At 71.5% G+C, this 16,182-nt stretch carries 14 protein-coding genes; 9 read left to right on the top strand and 5 right to left on the bottom strand.

Annotation, left to right across the window (positions count from 1 at the left end):
- Position 1: 1 nt before the first annotated feature.
- Together G472_RS0127695 and G472_RS36040 are read right to left on the bottom strand one after the other, a co-directional pair.
- Positions 2-316, bottom strand: coding sequence for an ArsR/SmtB family transcription factor (locus tag G472_RS0127695; RefSeq protein ID WP_029010990.1), 315 nt, complete (start codon positions 314-316; stop codon positions 2-4).
- Between the two features lie 49 nt (positions 317-365).
- Positions 366-1,466 (bottom strand): LacI family DNA-binding transcriptional regulator, encoded by a 1,101-nt coding sequence (locus G472_RS36040; protein ID WP_211100271.1) that lies wholly within the window; start codon positions 1,464-1,466, stop codon positions 366-368.
- Positions 1,467-1,587: 121 nt separating this feature from the next.
- Between G472_RS36040 and G472_RS0127685 the strand changes: the two genes are divergently transcribed.
- Genes G472_RS0127685 through G472_RS0127660 form a run of 6 tightly spaced genes read left to right on the top strand, consistent with a single transcriptional unit; the run spans position 1,588 to position 7,570 of the window.
- Complete coding sequence (locus G472_RS0127685) at positions 1,588-2,622, top strand: TRAP transporter substrate-binding protein (protein ID WP_029010989.1); 1,035 nt, start codon at positions 1,588-1,590, stop codon at positions 2,620-2,622.
- Between the two features lie 35 nt (positions 2,623-2,657).
- Positions 2,658-3,173: a TRAP transporter small permease gene (locus G472_RS36035; protein ID WP_051341445.1), complete on the top strand. Its 516-nt coding sequence runs from the start codon at positions 2,658-2,660 to the stop codon at positions 3,171-3,173.
- Positions 3,170-4,447: a TRAP transporter large permease gene (locus G472_RS0127675; protein WP_029010988.1), complete on the top strand. Its 1,278-nt coding sequence runs from the start codon at positions 3,170-3,172 to the stop codon at positions 4,445-4,447. Before G472_RS36035 ends, G472_RS0127675 begins: the two co-directional genes overlap by 4 nt.
- A gap of 8 nt (positions 4,448-4,455) precedes the next feature.
- A complete protein-coding gene (locus G472_RS0127670) occupies positions 4,456-4,995 on the top strand; it encodes a VOC family protein (RefSeq protein WP_029010987.1) in 540 nt (179 codons plus the stop codon).
- 8 nt (positions 4,996-5,003) lie between these two features.
- Positions 5,004-6,278, top strand: coding sequence for a RuBisCO large subunit C-terminal-like domain-containing protein (locus tag G472_RS0127665; protein WP_029010986.1), 1,275 nt, complete (start codon positions 5,004-5,006; stop codon positions 6,276-6,278).
- Positions 6,275-7,570 (top strand): four-carbon acid sugar kinase family protein, encoded by a 1,296-nt coding sequence (locus G472_RS0127660; protein WP_029010985.1) that lies wholly within the window; start codon positions 6,275-6,277, stop codon positions 7,568-7,570. The genes G472_RS0127665 and G472_RS0127660 overlap by 4 nt, the downstream gene beginning before the upstream one ends.
- 6 nt (positions 7,571-7,576) lie before the next feature.
- Here G472_RS0127660 and G472_RS37685 read toward each other — a convergent pair whose 3' ends face one another.
- Together G472_RS37685 and purD are read right to left on the bottom strand one after the other, a co-directional pair.
- On the bottom strand, positions 7,577-8,869 hold the full coding sequence (locus G472_RS37685; RefSeq protein WP_051341443.1) for a serine hydrolase: 1,293 nt from the start codon (positions 8,867-8,869) through the stop codon (positions 7,577-7,579).
- The gene (purD, locus tag G472_RS0127650; protein WP_029010984.1) at positions 8,869-10,158 is read right to left on the bottom strand and encodes a phosphoribosylamine--glycine ligase; all 1,290 of its coding nucleotides are present in this window, start codon (positions 10,156-10,158) and stop codon (positions 8,869-8,871) included. Before purD ends, G472_RS37685 begins: the two co-directional genes overlap by 1 nt.
- A 57-nt stretch (positions 10,159-10,215) precedes the next feature.
- Here purD and xseA point away from each other — a divergent pair, with 57 nt between their 5' ends.
- Positions 10,216-11,832 carry an exodeoxyribonuclease VII large subunit gene (gene xseA, locus G472_RS0127645; RefSeq protein WP_029010983.1) on the top strand — a complete coding sequence of 539 codons (1,617 nt, stop codon included), beginning with the start codon at positions 10,216-10,218 and terminating at the stop codon, positions 11,830-11,832.
- 95 nt (positions 11,833-11,927) lie between these two features.
- Here the strand turns inward: xseA and G472_RS0127640 are convergent, their stop codons facing one another.
- Positions 11,928-12,929 (bottom strand): Rpn family recombination-promoting nuclease/putative transposase, encoded by a 1,002-nt coding sequence (locus G472_RS0127640; protein ID WP_029010982.1) that lies wholly within the window; start codon positions 12,927-12,929, stop codon positions 11,928-11,930.
- A 345-nt stretch (positions 12,930-13,274) separates the two neighbouring features.
- Between G472_RS0127640 and G472_RS39210 the strand changes: the two genes are divergently transcribed.
- Together G472_RS39210 and G472_RS36025 are read left to right on the top strand one after the other, a co-directional pair.
- Complete coding sequence (locus G472_RS39210) at positions 13,275-14,408, top strand: AAA family ATPase (protein ID WP_029010981.1); 1,134 nt, start codon at positions 13,275-13,277, stop codon at positions 14,406-14,408.
- Positions 14,405-16,182: AAA family ATPase (locus tag G472_RS36025; protein WP_051341441.1), on the top strand; the 1,778-nt coding region annotated here is incomplete at its 3' end. The genes G472_RS39210 and G472_RS36025, both read left to right, overlap by 4 nt.

The following is a 16,182-nucleotide window of genomic DNA, read 5'->3' as shown; positions in this document are numbered from 1 at the left end:
GTCACTGCCCCTCGCTGTCCTTCTTGATGTCGTGCAGCAGGCTCAGCCGCCGGTGTTCGAACTTGCGCACCCAGCGCACGTACACTTCGTGGAGCGGTACGGGATTGATGAAATGCAGCTTCTCCCGGCCGCGCCGGACCGTGCTCACGAGGTTGGCATCCTCGAGAATCCCGAGGTGCTGGGTGGCGGACTGACGGGCCATGTCGAGGTTCTCGCAGAGCTGGCCGAGCGTCTGCCCGTTCTTCTCGTACAGAAGGTCCAGCAGTTTCCTGCGTGTGGGATCGGCCAGCGCCTTGAAGACCTTGTCAGCGTCCATCGCTCTCCCTCGTCCGCAAACCGACAATATGCAGGCATTTGCCTGCATGTCAAGCCGGGCGTTGCCCTGTCGCGGGCCGGAAGGCCACCGGCAGGTTCTCGCGGAAGAACAGGTCCATCTTGACCGGCGGGACCGCGGCGGGCGGCGGATCGCCGTGGCGCAGGCGGTGCAGCAGGTCGAGGGCGCCGGCGAGGATCGCATCGGGGTCGGAGTTGATCACTGCGTCCATCGTCCCGTCGATCAGCAGCCGGCGCGTGTCGGGGGTCAGGCCGTGGCCGATGAACACCACCTCCCCCGCCCGCCCCTTCTCCCGCAGCGCCCGGCCGATGCCCTGGGACGAGCCGCCGACGTTGTAGATCCCGACCAGATCGGGGTGCTGCTCCATCAGGGCGATGGCGTGGCGGTAGTTCTCGTCGCTGTCGTCGTGCCCCTCGCGCGTGCCCACCGGCCGCAGCCCGGGGAAACGTTCGGCGATCAGGCCGAGGAAACCGGCCTCGCGCTCGGAATGGGCGCGGTAGATGGGGCTGCCCGCCACCAGCGCCACGCTGCCGCCGCCCGCCCCGCAGAAGCGGCCCAGCAGATAGCCGGCGGTGCGCCCGGCCGCCCGGTTGTCCAGGCCGAAGTAGGCGGCCCGGCCCGGATGCGGCAGGTCGGAAACGAGGGTGACCACGTGCTTGCCCGCCGCCGTCACGTCCTCCACCGCCTCGCGCACCACCGGGTGGTCGATGGCCAGGAAGACGATGCCGTCGGCCCAGTCCGCCTGATGGCGGATCGACGCCGCCAGGGCGCCGGCGTCGAAGCTGTCGATGAAGAAGCAGCGCACCCGGGCCCCGTCGCGCGACCTGGACGCCGCCAGCGCGCGCAGCTTGTCCCCCAGCAGGCGCAGATAGGGGTTGTTGCCCATGGGCAGCAGAAAGGCCGCGTTGGGCGGCCGCGGCGACGCCAGCCGCGACGCCTCCGCCTGCGACAGGTAGCCGAGGTCCAGTGCGGCCTGCAGCACCCGGTGGACGGTCCGTTCCTTCACGCCCTTGCGACGGTTCAGCACCCGGTCTGCGGTGGCGGTGGACACCCCGGCCGCCGCGGCCACCTCGTTCAGCCGCGGCGCCCGTGCGGCAACGGCCGGGGCGTCTGCGGGTCCATCAAAATCCATCATCTTTTCCCGTTTGAACTCGATGTCGCATGTTCCTAACGTTGCCTGAACGAACTGCTTCAAGCGGGACAGTGGACCGGTCCCGCACACTATACCTCAAAACACATCATGGGAGGGAAGGATGAACGACACGACACGCCGCTCCGGCCGCTTTTGCCCCGACCGCCGCACGGCGCTGGCCCTGGGCCTCGGCGCCGGCGCCGCCGTGATGATCCCCGGCAACTCCCGGGCCGCCTCACTGACCCTGCGCTACGGCCACAACAACGAGCCGGCGAGCGTCGCCGGTGCCCAGGCGGACTGGTTCGCCGAAGCGGTGGGCCGGCACTCCGGCGGTGACGTGGCGGTGCAGGTCTTCCCGTCCTCCCAGCTCGGCAAGCTGAAGGAGCTGGCGGAGGCCGTGTCGCTGGGCACCATCGCCTTCTCGCACAACACGGCGGGTGGCATCGGCTCGCTCTACGAGCCCTTCGCGGCGCTCGACACGCCCTATCTCTACCGCGACATCGATCACCTGATGAAGGTGATGGACATCAACTCGCCGGTGATGACCGAACTGAACCGCGGCCTGATTCAGGCGGCGAACGTCCGGGTCATCTACGCCCATTATTTCGGCCGCCGCAACCTGACGGCCAACCGGCCGGTGCGCACGCCCGCCGACCTGGCCGGCGTGAAGATCCGCGCGGTCCCCTTCCCCATCTACACCACGGCGGTCGAGGGCATGGGCGCCGCCCCGGTGCCCGTCGACTGGTCCGAGGTGCCGACCGCCCTGGCCACCGGGATCGTCGCCGGCCAGGAGAACCCGGTGAACGTCATCCTCAACGTGAAGCTCTACGAGGTGCAGTCGCACCTCATGCTGACCGGCCACATGTCCAACGCCGAGGTTGTGGTGATGAACGAGGACGCCTGGCAGCGCCTGTCCCCCGCCCACCGGGAGGCGGTGATGGCGGCCTCCGCCGAGATCCGCGACCGCGCCACCAAGGCGATCGAGGAGAACGAGGCCAAGGACACCGAGGAGCTGCGCAAGCGCGGCATGACCGTGATCGGACCGGAGGACGGACTTGACGTGAACGCCTTCCGCACCTCGGTCAGCGCCCTGGTGCAGCAGCGCTTCGGCGCCAAGTACGGTGCGCTGTACGACATGATCCGGGCGGTCGCCTGACGGATCGGCCGGCACGGCAAACGGGAGCACCGGACATGGCCATCCCGGGCAAGGGGAGCGCGCTCGCCCGCGCGCTCTCCGGCGTCGTCATCGCCTGCCGCACGGCGGCGATCCTGTTCCTGGTGCTGATGACCGGCCTGGTCGTCGCCCAGGTGGCGGGCCGCAACCTGTTCAACCAGGGCATGGCCTGGGCGGACGAGCTGGCCCGCTTCTCCGGCATCGCGCTGGTGTTCCTGGCCATCCCGGTCCTGGCCCTGCGCGGGCAGCACGTGGCGGTCGACCTGCTGGCCCGGGCCCTGCCCGCGCGCGGGCGGCGGGCGATCGGCATCGTCAACGAACTGCTGGTCTTCGCCCTGTGCGGGCTGACGCTCTATGCCCTCCACGCCTTCCTTGGGCGGGCCGGCGGCTTCGTCACGCCGGCCCTGGGAATGCCCAACTGGCTGTTCTACGCGCCGGTCGTCGCCGGCTACCTGCTGACGGGGCTGGTCACGCTGGCCCGCATCGTCGACCCGGCGCTGCGCGCCGGTGCGGAGGAAGGGGAAATGCCGTGAGCGTGGTCCTGCTCCTCCTCTTCGTGGCACTGCTGGCGCTGGGGGTGCCGATCGCCGCGTCGCTCGGCCTGGCCTCGGCCCTGGTGATCGTCGGCTTCGACCTGCCGGTCAATGTGCTGGCCCAGCGTGCGGTCAACGCCCTGGACTCCACGCCGCTGCTGGCCGTGCCCCTGTTCATCCTGGCGGCGACCCTGCTCAACGCCATGGGCGTCACCACCCACCTCTTCGACCTGGTGCGGCTGATCGTCGGCCGCATCCGCGGCGGCGTGGCGCAGGTGTCCATCCTGGTCAGCCTGATCTTCTCCGGCGTGTCCGGCGCGGCGCTGGCCGACATCGGCGCGCTGGGCAAGATCCAGATCGACCAGATGACGGCGCAGGGCTACCGCAAGCCCTTCGCCGCGGGCATCACCGCGGCGGCGGCGACCATCGGGCCGATCTTCCCGCCGTCCATTCCCATCATCATCTACGCCAGCGTCACCAATGTCTCGGCGGTGAAGCTGCTGCTGGCGGGCATCGTGCCGGCCATCCTCATCACGCTGTGCCTGATGGTGCAGGTGGCGGTGATCGCGCGCCTGCGCGGGCTGCCGCGCGACGACGTGCGCCCCTCCGCCGCCGCCATCGCCGGCAAGGCGCTGGTCTCCCTGCCCGCCCTGCTCGCCCCGGTGCTGCTGATCGGCGGCCTGTTGAGCGGCCTGTTCGGACCGACGGAGGTGGCCGGCGTCACCGTCGCCTACGCCCTGCTGATCGGCTTCGCCGTCTACCGCACGCTGACCCTGCGCAAGGTGTGGGACAGCCTGCGCGAGACGGTGGAGGCCACCTCCGGCATCCTCTTCATCGTGTCCACCGCCGCGGTGTTCGCCTGGGTGCTGACCTTCGACCGGGTGCCGGCCCTGGCGGGCGCCTTCCTGCTGGGCCTGTCCGACGACCCGCTGGTCCTGCTGCTGCTGGTGAACGTGCTGCTGCTGCTGGTCGGCATGGTGCTGGAATCCATCGCGGCCATCCTGATCATCGCGCCGATCGTGGCGCCGGCGCTGCACATGGCCGGGGTCGACCCCCTGCAACTGGGCATCGTCTTCGTGCTCAACCTCATGGTCGGGCTGCTGACGCCGCCGCTGGGCATGAGCCTCTACATGGTGGCGATCGTCGCCCGCATGCCGGTCCATGCGGTGATCCGCGGCACCCTGCCGTTCCTGATCGCGCTGCTTGCCTCCCTGCTCGTCGTCTCGGCCGTGCCGGCGGTGTCGACGTGGCTTCCCAACCTCTTCCTTCAATAGGGTTCCCGATGAGCCGCTTCCTGGGCGAGATCCGCCAGCTCGGATACGTCGTCGACGACATCGAAGCCGCGATGGACCACTGGTCCCGCGTCATGGGCGTCGGCCCGTGGTTCTACAACCCGAAGGTCCCGATCGAGGACTACACCTACGACGGCCGCCGCTACGAGGTGCACAACGCCGTGGCGCTGGCCAACAGCGGCCCGCTCCAGGTGGAACTGATCGAGACGCGCAACGACGCCCCGTCCATGTACCGCGATTTCAAGCTGGCCGGCCACCGCGGGCTGCAGCACGTGGCCTACTGGACCCGCAGCTTCGACGCCGACCTCGCCCGCATGGAGTCCGAGGGCTTCCGCGTGAAGATGAGCGGCTGCGTCGGCGCCAACGGCCGTTTCGTCTATTTCGACCGCGAGGCCCATCCCGGCACGGTGATCGAGCTGTCGGAGGTGATGGGACCCAAGGGGCGCCTGTTCGACCTGATCCGCGACTCCTCCCTCGGCTGGGACGGCACGGAACCCGTGCGGCCCTTCCCCGACCTCTCCACCCTGTGAGGCCCGCCATGAGCCCGGATGCCGTGGAGGCGACCTACCGTATCGAAACCCCTCTGGATCCCGCGCGCGTCGCCGCCATCATGGCCGGCGAGCAGAGCTGCGGCACCTTCGTGCGCGTGGCCGGCGAAACCGACGAGCTGCGCCGGCGTGCCGGCGCCACCGTGCTGGCGGTGGAGGAGGAGGAGCCCGCCGCCGGCCCGAGCCTCGCCAGCGCCTACCTGGAGCGCCGGGGTACCGGCGGCCCGTGGCGGCGCGCCCGCGTGCGCATCGCCTATCCCGTGGCGAACATCGGCCGCAACCTGCCGACCCTGGCCGCCACGGTGGCCGGCAACCTCTACGACCTGGGCGAGGTGACGGGGCTGCGGCTGCTGTCCGTCGACGTCCCCGCGTCCCACCGCGACCGGTTCGAGCGGCCGCGGCTGGGGGTGCGGGGCACGCGCGAGCGGCTGGGGGTGCACGGCCGGCCGCTGTTCGGCACGATCATCAAGCCCAACGTCGGCCTGTCGGCCGAGGCGGTCGCCGACCTGGTGGCCGTGCTGTGCGAGGCCGGCGTCGATTTCATCAAGGACGACGAGATCTGCGCCGACCCCGACCACGCGCCGCTGGCCCTGCGCGTGCCGGCGGTGATGGCCAGAGTGCGGGCGTACCGGGAACGGACGGGCCGCGAGGTCATGGTCGCCTTCAACATCACCGACGAGACCGACGCCATGCGCCGTCACGCCGACCTGGTGGAGCGCGAGGGCGGAAGCTGCGTCATGGCCAGCCTGAACTGGATCGGCCTGTCGGGCACCGAGACGCTGCGCCGCTGGACGCCGCTGGCCCTGCACGGCCACCGCAACGGCTTCGGCGCGCTGGCACGCCACCCCATGCTGGGCATCGGCTTCGACGCCTACCAGACCCTCTACCGGCTGGCCGGGGTGGACCACATGCACGTCCACGGCATCGGCGGCAAGTTCTCCGACGCGGCGGAGGAGGTGGAGGCGGCGGCCCGGCGCTGCCTGACCGGGCTGGCGGCGGACGCCGCGGACGACGGCGACGCGGTGCTGCCGGCGTTCTCCTCCGGCCAGTGGGCGGGCACCCTGCCCGGCACCGCCGCCGCGGTGGGGTCCCCCGACTTCCTGTTCATGGCCGGCGGCGGCATCCTCGCCCACCCCGACGGGCCGGCGGCCGGCGTGCGCAGCCTGCGCGAGGCGTACGAGGTGGTGGCGGAGGGCCGCGATCTGGCCGACGGTGCGCAGACCCGCCACGCGCTGCGGGCGGCGCTGGAGTTCTTCGGGTCATGAGCGGCGGCGGTCCGGAGATCGTCTTCGTCGGCGACGACTTCACCGGCGCGTCGGACACCCTGGCGACGCTGGCGCGCGCCGGCCTCCGGACCCGGCTGTTCCTCGATCCGCCGGACCCGGCCGACGTGGCATCGCTCGGCCCGGACGCCGTCGGCGTGGCGACGGAGCTGCGCGCCCTCGACGCCACGACCATCACGCACCGGGCCGGCGCCATCGCCGGGGCGGTGGCGGCCCTGGCGCCCCGCTTCATCCACTACAAGGTCTGCTCCACCTTCGACAGCGCCCCTGACACCGGCAGCATCGGCGCCGCCGTGGGCGCCCTCGCCGCCGGCACGGGGCCGGCCCTGGTCGCCGTGATCGGCGGCCAGCCCGGGCTGGGACGCTATTGCCTGTTCGGCCACCTCTTCGCCGCCGCCGCGGACGGCACGGTGCACCGCATCGACCGCCACCCCGTGATGTGCCGGCACCCGACGACGCCCATGGCCGAGTCCGATCTGCGGCTGCACCTGGCCGCCCAGGGACTCGACGGCCTCGCCGCGATCCCCTGGACCGACATCGGCGACGACGCCGCGGCCCTGGCCGACCGGCTGGCCGCCCCGGCGGCAGAGGATCGGGGCGTGCTGCTCGACGTCGCCGCGACCGCGCAGCTCCCGGTCATCGGCGCGGCGCTGCGGCGCCTCGACACCGGCGGGCGACCGATCCTGCTGGTGGGAGCGAGCAGCGTCGCCGAGGCGCTGACCGGCTCCGCCCCCCTTCGCCGACCCGTCCCCGAGGAGGGTCCCGCTGCGACCCGCGCCGCCGCCGGCCCCTGCCTGATCGTTGCCGGCAGCCGCTCCGCCGTGACCGCGGCGCAGGTGGCGGCGGCCGGCCGGTTCGCCCGCGTCGCCGTCCCGCCGGATGCCATCGCCAACGCCGTCGGCGCCGGGCGCATCGTCGCGGCGGTGGCGGACCACCTGCGCGCCGGGCGCCACGCGCTGGCGCATCTGGAGCCGGACCGCGCCTACAGCGTCAACGCCCTCACCCTGGCGCGCCGTCTCGCCGACCTGACGGCCGACATCTTCGACGCGGCACCGGTCGGCGCCCTGGGAGTCGCGGGGGGTGACACCTCCAGCGTCATCGTCCGCCGCCTCGGCTTCACCGCCCTGTCTTACCGCGCCGGTCTCGGCCGCGGCGTCGCCGTCTGCGCCGGTCACCGGCCGGGCCGTCCCGACCTGCCGGTGATGCTCAAGGGCGGGCAGATGGGCGACCCCGACCTGTTCGACCGCTTCGCGGAGCGCCGGACGGGGCCGTGACCGGCGTCACCCGCGGGGCGCGCGCAGGCGTTTGGGCGGAACGGACTCGTCGTCCTCGCTGCCGTAGCCGTCGTACCGGACGGGGCAGGCGCCGTTCCGGTCGGGCTCGCCGCGGACGCGGGCGGGGTACCAGTCGCCCTCCCACAGCACCTCCACCGCCCGGCCCGGCCGGCACAGGGGCGTGCCCGATGCGGCCGGGCCCTTTGCCTCCCGGCCGGCGGGGCGGTCGGCGAAGAGGCGCTCCGCCACCTCGTCCAGCAGGGCGTCGTCGGAGGACGTGTTGCCGTTCATCAGAAGCACCATCGCGGTGCCCCGGTCGGCGTAGTAGCGGACGTCCGCCTCGAACCCGTCATAGCTTCCGGTGTGGCCCATGCCGCGGCCCCACCGGTCGCTCCACAGCTCCAGCCCCAAACCGGCGTCGGGCTCCGACCGGGACGGCGTCCGCATGCGCTCCAGCGTGGCCGGGCCGAGCAGGCGGCCGTCGCGGAACAGGGCGAACAGGAACCGCTCCAGGTCGCCGGCCGTGGTGACCAGCGGGCCGTCGCCGGTGGTCGCCATCCACGACGGCAGGCTGACGTCGCCGTCGTCGGTGTAGCCATGGGCCAGCGTCGGGTCGCCGGGGTCGGCGCCGACCGTGGTCGCGGTCATCCCCGCGGACTCCAGCACCCGCCGGCGCAGCACCTGCGGGAAGGACTGCCCGTCGGCAACCGCCGCGATGTGGCCCAGCAGGACGTAGTTGCTGTTGGAGTAGCTGTAGTGCTTGCCGACCGCCCCCGTTGCCGGCTCGCCCGTCGCGAAGGCGAGCAGCGTCGCGGCGTCGCGCGCCACGCCGGGCCGCGCGCGCTCCTCCTCCACATAGGCGTCGGTGATGTAGTCGGGGATGCCGGAGCTGTGGTCCAGCAGATCGACCAGCCGGGCCCGCGCGGCGTTGGCCAGCCGGTCGAGCCGCAGGGGACCCGCCAGGTCCCGCACCGGTTGGTCGAGGGCGAGACGTCCGTCCTCCACCTGCCGGAGGACGGCCACCGCGGTGGCCATCTTGCCGGCCGAGGCGATGTAGAACCGGGTGTCGGGCGTGACGCGCGCGCCGCGGCGCCGGTCGGCGATGCCCGACGCCACCACCGTCCGCCCGCCGGGACCGGACACCAACAGCACGCCCCCGTCCACCCCCTCGCGCTCCAGATAGCGGTCGAGCAGGCGTTGCAGCCCGTCGTCGGCCACCGCCGCGGGGGCCGCCAGGGCCACCAGCAGCGTCAGCGCGGCGGCGCCGATGCGGCGGGCGAGCGTCGCCCCGGCGGCCATCAGCGGCCCACCGCACGCCAGCCGATGTCGCGGCGGCAGAAGCCGTCGGGCCAGTCGATGCGGTCCACCGCCGCGTAGGCGCGGCGCTGCGCCTCGGCCACCGTGGGGGCGCGGGCGGTGACGCCCAGGACGCGGCCGCCGGTGGCGAGGATGCGGCCGTCGGCGTCGCGCGCGGTGCCCGCGTGGAAGACGGTGACACCCTCCACCCCGCCGGCGGCATCGAGGCCGCGGATCTCGGTGTTCTTCACATAGTCGCCGGGGTAGCCCCGGGCGGCCATGACGACGCACAGGGCCACGTCGTCGTGCCAGCGCACGTCGGCGCTGTCCAGCGCACCGTCGGCCGCGGCGACCAGGGCGGCCAGCGGGTCCGAGGCGATGCGCATCATCAGGGTCTGGCACTCGGGGTCGCCGAAGCGGACGTTGAACTCCAGGGTTTTGGGCACCCGGGTGCCGTCGGGGCCGTCGACGATCATCAGGCCGGCGAAGAGGACGCCCTTGAAGGGGCGCCCCTCGGCCGCCATGCCGCGCACGGTGGGCAGCACGATCTCGCGCATCACGCGGTCCTGCAGCTCCGGCGTCAGGGCGGGGGCCGGGGAATAGGCGCCCATGCCGCCGGTGTTGGGGCCGGTGTCGCCGTCGCCGACCGCCTTGTGGTCCTGGGCCGAGGCCAGCGGCAGCGCCGTTTCGCCGTCGCACAGGGCGAAGAAGCTGACCTCCTCGCCGTCCAGGAACTCCTCCACCACGATCTCCGCCCCGGCGGCGCCGAAGCGGCCGCCGACCAGCGCCTCGTCGATGGCGGCGAAGGCTTCGTCCTGCGTACGCGCGACGGTGACGCCCTTGCCGGCGGCCAGCCCGTCGGCCTTGACCACGATGGGGGCGCCGTGTTCGCGCACGTACGCCTTCGCCGCGGCGGCGTCGGTGAAGCGGCGGTAGAAGGCGGTGGGCACGCCGTACTTCGCCAGCACGTCCTTCATGAAGCCTTTGGAGCCTTCCAGCTCCGCCGCCGCCGCGCTCGGCCCGAACGCCTTCACGCCGGCCGCCGCCAGCCGGTCGACGAGGCCCAGCACCAGCGGCCCCTCCGGCCCGACGACGACGAAGTCGATGGCGTTGTCCGTCACCCAGGCGAGGATGCCGTCCACGTCCTCGGCCCGGATGGGCACGCAGGTGGCGACGTCGGCGATGCCGGCGTTGCCCGGCGCGCAGTACAGCGCGTCGCACAGGGGAGAGCCCGAAATCCCCCGGCACAGGGCGTGCTCGCGCCCGCCGGACCCGACGACCAGGACTTTCATGGGACCCCCATCCTTCACGCTTGTTGGCGAACCCGAGCCTTGTATCATGGCGCCGCCATGACACAAGACCTCGATACCGCCCCCCCGGACTCCCCCGCCGCCGGTGCATCGCGCGCCGGTTCCAACCTGCCGGAGTACTCGGTGGGCGACCTGGCGCGCGCGCTCAAGCGCACGATCGAGGACGCCTACGGCTTCGTGCGCGTGCGCGGCGAGATCTCGCAGCCCAAGCGCCACTCCTCGGGCCACATCTATCTGCGCCTGAAGGACGACACCGCGGTGCTGGAAGCGGTGTGCTGGCGCGGCACCGCCGCCAAGCTGGCCGTGCGGCCCGAGGAGGGGTTGGAGGTGATCGTCACCGGGCGCATCACCACCTACCCCGGCCGCTCCCAGTACCAGCTCATCATCGAGACCATGGAGCCGGCCGGCGAGGGCGCCCTGCTGAAGATGCTGGAGGAGCGCAAGCGCCGTCTCGCCGCGGAGGGGCTGTTCGACCAGGAGCGCAAGAAGCCCCTGCCCTTCCTGCCCGACGTCATCGGGGTGATCACCTCGCCGACCGGCGCGGTGATCCGCGACATCCTGCACCGCCTGGACGACCGCTTCCCGCGCCATGTGCTGCTGTGGCCGGTGGCCGTGCAGGGCGAGACGGCGGCGGCACAGGTGGCCGCCGCCATCGAGGGCTTCAACCGCCTGCCCGGCGGCGGGCCGGTGCCGCGCCCCGACCTGCTGATCGTGGCGCGCGGCGGCGGCTCCCTGGAAGACCTCATGGCCTTCAACGAGGAGGTGGTGGTCCGCGCCGCCGCGGCCAGCCGCATCCCTCTGATCTCCGCCGTCGGGCACGAGACCGACACCACGCTGATCGACTTCGCCTCCGACCGCCGCGCCCCCACCCCCACCGCCGCCGCGGAGATGGCGGTGCCGGTGCGGGCGGAGCTGCTGTCCCGGGTGCTGGACGGCGCCCGCCGCCTGATCGACGGCACCCACCGCCTGCTGGAGGAGCGGCGCACCCGCGTGGAGGGGCTGGGCCGCGGGCTGGGCGACCCCCGGGCCCTGCTGGAGGGCCACGCCCAGCGCCTGGACGACCGCGCCGAACGGCTGGAGATGGCCGTGGCGGCGGTGCTGGAGCGCCGCCGCACCCGCGCCGCCGAACTGGCCGCCCGCCTGCGCCACCCGCGCGAGCGTCTGGCGGAGGCCCGCAACGCCCTGACCCTGAACGCCCGCGCCCTGGACGCCGCGCTGCGTCACGCGGTGATGGCGGCGGGCACCCGGTACGAGCGCACGGCTGCCCGGTTCAGCCTGCGCCCGGTGGTCCTGCGGGTGTCCGACGGCGGCCGCCGGCTGGAGGATTTTGCGCCACGGCTGGCGCGCGGCTACGCCAAGCTGGTGGAGGATCGGGCGGCGCGCCTGGCCACCGCCGGGCAGCTCCTGGAGAGCTATTCCTACAAGGGCGTCCTGGCCCGCGGCTTCGCCGTGGTCGAGGACCGCGACGGCCGTCCCCTCACCGGCGCCGCGCAGGCCACCGCCGGCCGCCCGGTCACCCTGGTGTTCCACGATGGCCGCGCCGACGCCACCGTGGACGGTCCCGCTCCGGAAGCACCCAAACCGCCGCCCCGCGAGAAGCCCGCTGCGAAGGACCGCAAGCCCGCTGCCGCACCGGCCCAGGGAAGGCTGTTCTGATACGGCCGGGACATTAGCCTTTCCAAACTTTTCCGGCGTCAAACCCGGCAGATCATTACCGTGGCATGGATTGAGCGGCGGACCGGCGGCATCGTTCAGATGCCGGCGGTTGACGCGAAAATATCGTCCAGGGTCCGCGCGTCGAGGAGGCGTTCGCTCCACTCGTCCAGCCGGTCAGTGTCGGCCGAACGGACCAAACGCTCGAGATGCTCGGGCACCGACGCAAAACGGCGGCGCAGCAGCCGAAGAAGTAGGTCGGCCTTCCCCTCGGCCTTCCCTTCAGCCTTCCCCTTGAGCATCCCGAGGCTGAACCCTTCGGCTTTCCACTGTTCGGCAATCAGGGACATCACTCGTTCCTCTTCTCCGGGCACCAACTCGCTCAGAAGGCTGCGCGCCAGTTCTCCGCGCGGATCATCGACCAGATCGCCGAGGAGATAATAGATCATGGTCGCCAGGTCATCATACCCCAGGCGCAGGGTTTCACGGGCGACTTTCAGGAGGCGCTTGCGGGTGGCGCGGCCAAGCGGCCCGTGCTTCAGGATCAGGAGCCCGACCCGCAATGCCCGTTCCCGCGACAGTTGGGCGTCGGGTATCCGGCCGAGATCGACCAGCGAGTACCGAAAGTCCGGAAGGTAGGGCCGGATCGCCGCGTCGGCATCGGTCGCCCCGGCCAGCGACAGGGGCACCGTCCATTCCGCCGCGCCGTTGTAGACGACCATCGTCACCAGCGCCGGCAGCGGACGCAATGAGCCGTCGGGATCGCGCCCCTGCGTCCGATCCCAATGGTCCAGGATCTGGTGCTGGTAGCCCAGAAGCTGGAGGGCGATGCGCGGCTCCGGCTTCGATTTGTGCTCGATCAGCGTCCAGACCAGAACGGGGCGGCCCGTTTTCGTCCGGGTCCGGTAGAGCCGGTCGGTGCGGTAAGCGCGCAGCCGTTGCGAGACAAAGCTGCCCGGCACCAGTTCCGGCGGTTCGTCGGACAGCAGGGCGACGACCTCCGCAGGCAGCCGTTCGCGCAGCAGGGTCCCGGCCGTTCCCGGCTTGTCGAGCAGGGTTCGGAAGAACTGGTCGTGGCGTTGGACAGAGCGGGACGGCATGCCGGGTCGGGGTGTCAGGCCAGATGGTGCCGCAAGAATAGAACGGTTGCTCTGCCGCTGTCGATGCGCCGCGCCCGTGCTTGCTTGCCGGCACCAGCCTCCCCATCGTGGCTCACCGAAGCGTGTTTTGCATTTCGGGGTTCGCCTCTTTCGTCGCCGAAAACGCGACCGCGCAGCAGATCGAAGCCGGTGCGGCAGGACAGGCCGTCAGGTCAAGTCCATACTTTTCACCGAACGGCTCCATGATCTCAAAATCATAGCCACCATAAATGCAGTGCGAAATTTATTTGACAATGAATAACTCCTGCGTCACGGTTATCGGGCGATAGCGAGAAGGCCCGCGCCATGCCCCCCACCGCCCATCACCGCCTGACGGAACGCGACGCCCTGGCCCGGCACCTCCTGTCGGGTCGCAACGTGCTGATGCTGGCGCCGCGCCGCATCGGCAAGACGTGGCTGATGAAGGAACTGGAGCGCGATCTCGAATGGAAGGGGCACACCTGCATCCGCATCGAGGTTTCCGGCATGCGAACGGAGGAGGTGTTCCTGCGCACGCTGTGCGAGGCGATCGAGCGCAAGCAGGAGATCACCGAATCCGTAACGACCTTCTTCAGGACCCGGCTGCGGCAGATCCTCGTCGGGGCATCGGGTGACTCGCTGACGCAGATCCTGACCCGCACCGACCCGCGGGTGTTCTCCGAAACGCTGATCGGCGCGCTGGACCGGCAGGAGCAACGCACGCTGATCCTGATCGACGAGTTTCCCCTGTTCGTCTGGGAGCACGCGCGCCACGACCCGGACGGCGCGCGGACCTTTCTTTACCACCTGCGCCGGCTGCAACAGGCGTTCCCCAACGTCTCCTGGTTCCTGACCGGCTCGATCGGGCTGGACGTGATCGCCCGCCGGTTCACCCTCGAAGGGGCGTTGCTCGACTTCGACGTCGTGCCGCTGGAGGCGTTCACCGAGGCGGAGGCCCGCTCCTTCCTGGACGAACTGGGCGACCGCCACACCCTCTCCCGGCCGCTGAACTTCGCCGCGGGGGCGTTCGAGCATCTGGTGCGCGAACTCGGCTGGCTGTCCCCTTACTACCTCGACCATCTCGCCCGCCACATCCGGCCAACGGCGGACGGCGGCGCCACCGTCGGTGCGGACGATGTCGACCGGGCGTTCGCCGCCGTCCTCCGGCCGGCCTACCGCGTGCACTTCTCCCCGTGGCAGGAGCACATCGACAAGAACTTCGACACCGACGACCGAGCCCGCCTGTACGCCATCCTGGAGCTTTGCAGCGAGCACCCCGATGGCGAACAGGAAGACACGCTTCGTGCCCGGCTTGCCACATCCTATCCGGGGCTGACGCGGCGCGCGCTGAAGGACCTCCTCCTCACGCAGGAGTGCGACGGGCTGCTGGCGCAGACGGACGGGCGGTGGCGTTTCCGCTCCGGCCTCCTGCGCCGCTATTGGCGGGAGTATGTGGCGTGATCCCCACCCCGACTCCCTCCCTCTACAATCAGGAAGGGCAGACCGACGACCAGTTCGTCCGGACCTTCGTGGCCCGCCATGACGAGCTGGAGCACGCCCTGAATGTCCTGCGCCATCCCGGGCCCGGGGGCGAGGTGCCCCACCAGCTTATGATCGGCCAGCGCGGCATGGGCAAGTCGACGCTGCTGCGGCGCATCGCCATCGCCGTGATGCGCGACGAGGCCCTGCGCACCGGCTTCATCCCGCTGCGCTTCCGGGAGGAGCAGTACAACGTCATCGCGCTCGCCACCTTCTGGCGCAACTGCAGCGAGGCGCTGGCCGAATGGTGCGAAGCCTACGGCCGCGAGGCGATGGCGGAGCGCATCGACCGCATCCTCGCCCGCCCCGCCCAAACGGACGCCGATGCGGCCGAGGCCGAATTCCTCGGCCTGTGCCGGGATGCCGGCGGGCGGGCCGTCCTGCTGGTCGACAACCTGGACCTGATCCTCGGCGCCCTGAAGGACATCGAGCAATGGGCCCTGCGCCGCACCCTCCAGCGGTCCGACGGGCCGGTGCTGATCGGGGCGGCGACCCAACTGCCGGCGCAAAGCGGCGACCGCAGCGCCCCCTTTTACGAGTTCTTCCACCTGACCCTGCTGGAGCCGCTGGACGAGGCGGAGGTGATGCGCTGCATGCGCGCGCTGGCCGACAGCCGCGGCGACGCGGGCGCACCGGTGCGCCGGATTCTCGCCCATGCGCCGGAGCGGCTGCGCACGCTCTACGCGCTGACGGGCGGCAACCCCCGCGTCCTGGCCCTGCTGTACCAGATCATCGAGCGCAGCGAGGGCGAAACGGTGTTCGCCGACCTGGAAGCGCTGCTGGACCGGGTCACACCCTACTACAAGGCGCGGGTCGAGGACTACGCCACCCCGCAGCAGCGCGCCGTCATCGACGCCATCGCGCTGCACTGGGACCCGATGACCTCGCGCGCCATCGCCGATGCCACGGGGATCGAGGTAACCACCATCTCCTCCCACCTCACCCGCCTGCGCAAGGACGGCTTCATCGAGGAGGTCGCCACCTCCGGCGCCCGCGCCGGCTACCAGATTGCCGAACGCTTTCTCAACATCTGGTACCTGATGCGCCACGGCACCCGGCGCACCCGTCAGAAGCTCCGCTGGCTGACCCGCTTTCTCGCCCGCCTCTACAGCGCCGACGACCTCGGCCGCATGGCTGCCGAAGCCCGCGACGGCCGGACGTGCCGCTGGCACCCCGACTACCGCGAGGCGGTGCTCGCGGCGTACGAGGAGTCCTGCGGCCTGGCCGGTCAGGCGGAAACCGCCGGGGTGTTGGCAGCCGATGGTCCCGGCGGAATGCACCCCGATTCGGCGTCGAATGGGCCGGAGGCGTCGACCCACGCTGCTGCGGCCAGGGCGCGGTTCGACGATGCCGTGGCCCTATACCATGGGGGAGACGTCCCCGGCGCGCTCGCCGCGTTCAACGCCGTCGTCCGCGACATCGGCGACGCGACGAACGCCGATGATCAGGCCCGGCTCGCATGCTCTCTCTTCAACAGTGGTGTGTGCCTCGGGGACCTCGGTCGCACCGAGGACGAAATCGCCGCGTACGACGCCGTCATCGAACAGTTCGCCGACGCTACCGACACCGTCCTGCTGCAACAGGTCGCAGGGGCGCTCTTCAACAAAGGTGTCTGTCTCGGCACCCTCGGTCGCACCGAGGACGCCATCGCCGCGTACGACGCCGTCATCGAACGGTTCGCCGACGCTACCGACAC

Source organism: Azospirillum halopraeferens DSM 3675, assembly GCF_000429625.1.
Lineage (GTDB): Bacteria > Pseudomonadota > Alphaproteobacteria > Azospirillales > Azospirillaceae > Azospirillum > Azospirillum halopraeferens.
Note: the sequence above shows the minus strand (reverse complement) of the source record. Positions and strands in the feature narration are given on the sequence as shown.